This is a genomic window from Paenibacillus sp. P4_A7 (genome assembly GCF_056402455.1).
Genome location: NZ_JBFUHJ010000571.1, coordinates 1 through 3,140, shown reverse-complemented (window position 1 = coordinate 3,140; position 3,140 = coordinate 1). Strand labels below are relative to the sequence as shown.

General features: G+C 38.5%; 2 protein-coding genes. Both read right to left on the bottom strand.

Going from position 1 to position 3,140, the window contains the following annotated elements; translation table 11 throughout:
- Positions 1-233 precede the first annotated feature (233 nt).
- On the bottom strand, positions 234-494 hold the full coding sequence (locus tag AC1DWN_RS31140; protein WP_477562733.1) for a hypothetical protein: 261 nt from the start codon (positions 492-494) through the stop codon (positions 234-236).
- A gap of 1 nt (position 495) precedes the next feature.
- Positions 496-3,117 carry an ABC transporter permease gene (locus AC1DWN_RS31135; RefSeq protein WP_477562732.1) on the bottom strand — a complete coding sequence of 874 codons (2,622 nt, stop codon included), beginning with the start codon at positions 3,115-3,117 and terminating at the stop codon, positions 496-498.
- Positions 3,118-3,140: the final 23 nt, after the last annotated feature.

The window sequence follows — 3,140 nt, the reverse complement described above, 5'->3', positions numbered from 1 at the left end:
AGATTGAACAGAATATGAAGAAGGTATTCTTGTGGGAGTCCATTGATGAGCTTCATCCAGATGCACGGAAGAAAAGGGGAGAGCTCTTTTCATTAGATAACAATGACTACGAGGACTTTATCGCTGAGATTCTTACGAAGATGGCTGAGTAGTATCAGATTTAAAATTCTTATTAGATAAACTAACAAAGAAGCTATCCTGCAGCAATTAGCTGACGTAGGATAGCCTCTTTGTTATAACACCGATCTTTTTATCAGCAATGAATGCTTGATAAATATACGCTTCGTTTTCTGTTTCTGGTGAAGTAGTGTTTCACGAAAAAACTCATCATCATTTAAAAGTTCAATTAAAGCCTTAGTAGCGGCTTGCATAGCTAGAGCTTCATCTTCGAGTAAATAATAAGCGACTTGATAACCGTAGGCTTCGAATTGCTTCAGTACATCCGCCTTCCGTCGCACCTCTTGGTGCTTAGTCACCGCCCTATTAGCTCCCACGCTAGATGCTCTCCTGCTTTAATGCATCGATAATATTTTCTTTTTTCACTTTGGAGCTGGAATATAGCATAGCTGCACTAACAATAACAAAAACGGCAGCAATTACAAATATTATACTCGTCCATGGAAGTACGAACGGATAGCTAAAGCTGTTCATCAATGACCTGTGAATGAGGTACATTACGACTATACTGATCGGAAGCCCGTAGAGCAATGACTTTATTCCATAAAAAATACTTTCGTAATTCATCATTTTATTAAACCCTTTTGGTGTCATGCCTACAGATTTCAGCATAGCGAATTCTCGTTTACGCAGCGAAATACTCGTCGAGATTGTATTAAATATATTTGCAATCGATATCGCCGTAATAAGCAGGATAAATCCATACGTGAATACAGACATTAATAAAATCATCTGTTCATCCTGCTGCCTGCCCTGATATACATTGTAAATATAAGTTTCCGGCTCCTTCATCTCCTCGATCTCTTGCTGCGTTGCCATTGGTTTCGTACTTTTTAGGTAAAGCCTTGTATTGATATAACTATTATCCTTATTCTCAATCAGCTGATCGATAACTTGCTCAGATACAATGATATTTATAGCTCCTAATCCCCCTGAACTAACTCCCATTGGAAACTGGTCTGTTAATTGAGCGATTTTCACCTTTTTATGATTCTTCTCTAATCCTGTTTCACTATCATCTTCATCGAACACTTCATCGAACAAATCTATGCTTTCACCAAGCTTTTTATGAACCACCTTAGTTTCAACATACTTCCCTGCTACTTCATCTTCATAAGGGATTGTATCAATGACAATGCCAGCCAAATTTTTCGGATCAGGATCAATAAGCTGTTTATAGTCTGCACCCACCTTGTTGGCATACGCTTGCAGGTTTTTTTCTTCTAATGCATGGATAGTAATATAGTAACGATATTTCCCATCCTTTAAGAGAGTAGGATCTACCTTTATCTGTTCTTGCAATTCTTTAGCTATTTCTGCTTCAGGAACCCACGCGTTCATTGATATTGCTTTCATGACACTATATTCCGTTATATTATCCAGAGTAGTTATCGCGTTAAATACTCGATCACTTATTTCTCTACTCCCTGTTGATACTTGAATATCATAATTCATACCACTCTGTGACAGCTCAAGTGATTTCTTTAAATTATCAGTGAAATAAGAAACGGCTAAAAAGAGAACGATGCTAATGACGAGTGAAAATACAGTCGCTTGATATCTTCGTTTGTTTCTTTTTAAATTTTTCAAACCAATTTCCGCTTCGATACCGAAAATCTTACGAATGAGCTTCGATGTCTTCACAGCCTTACCCGTAAGCTTAATATCTGTTGACTGCCTAATGGCATCAATAGCAGATATTTTGGAAGCACGTATTGCCGGGATATAAGTAGATATGAAAATCGTCAATATAGAAACTGCACATGCAATCAAAATGGAATAGGGTGTGACGACTAATGTTAACTTTTCTGATACTCCGAGCGCTCCTTGGATAGTGGAGTTAATGAACCAGAATGTTATCCCAATCCCGATAAGACCACAAATGATTCCAATGGGGATACTAATCGCACCAATAATAGCCCCCTCAAAAAATACTGAGTTTCTCTTCTGTCTTCTCGTAGCACCAACACTAGATAACATGCCTAAATGACGAGACCGCTCAGAGACGGAAATTGCAAAAGCATTATAGATTAATGAGACTGACCCAACGATAATAACTCCCATAATGATGGCGCTTAATGAAAATAATGTCGCTCGCAGTCCATCATTGTTTGTTATGCCATAGTAACGAAGTAAGTCATGGTTAAAATAAATGTCATCTATTTTGTTTTCTTTTGCCAAACTTGCCGCATGCGTGTATAAGGAGCTTTTGACCTTATTTAAAACAACCGTGGCATTGACGGTATCTTCTGCTCCGATTAAGCTTTCATCTACATAGGAAATGATCGTATAGCCTGGCGCCCATGCATATTCCCATACCGGACGTTCGATAACTCCAACAATGGTGTAGCTTACAGCAGCATTGATTTTTAAGGCTTCACCTGCGCTATCTTTAGTTTTGTTTTGAAAAGAATCATTCTGTTGAAATGCTTTACTATTAGTTTCACCTTCAGTCAGAAACCGCTCCCCTACATCAAGTGTCAACGTATCGCCAATTTCATATTCCACCTTCGCATTCGAAGCTATTTCTTCTGAAATAACGACTTCATTGGCAGCTTGAGGAAGACGGCCTTTGCTTAATTGAATCGGAAACTGCTCAAATCCTGCGGTATTATATTGTTGTATAAACAAATACGGCTTGAAATCATTTTGACTGCCTTTTAAATTCGCGTAGCCCACATCTCTTGAGATCACAACGCTCTTTGTTTCTTCATCGTTTTTGATCGCTTCCAGCTGATCTTTACTTACGTTCTGATAAAGAACATGCCATTCTCCATCGTTGGCAATCGCCTGCTTTTTCATTAATTCCAAAAAAGATACGCCAAGCGTTGCTACAGCTGCTACCATTGCGACTGAAATGATGACGCCAATCATTGTAACGAGCGTACGTCTTTTATTTTGCTTCAAATGTCTGATCGTTAATTTATTTACTATGTTCATGGTCGAACCACCTCATCCTTGGC

Bases quoted from the DNA above. Each gene is read 5' to 3' on its own strand.
- AC1DWN_RS31135 (WP_477562732.1), bottom strand. From the start codon at position 3,117: ATGAACATAGTAAATAAATTAACGATCAGACATTTGAAGCAAAATAAA.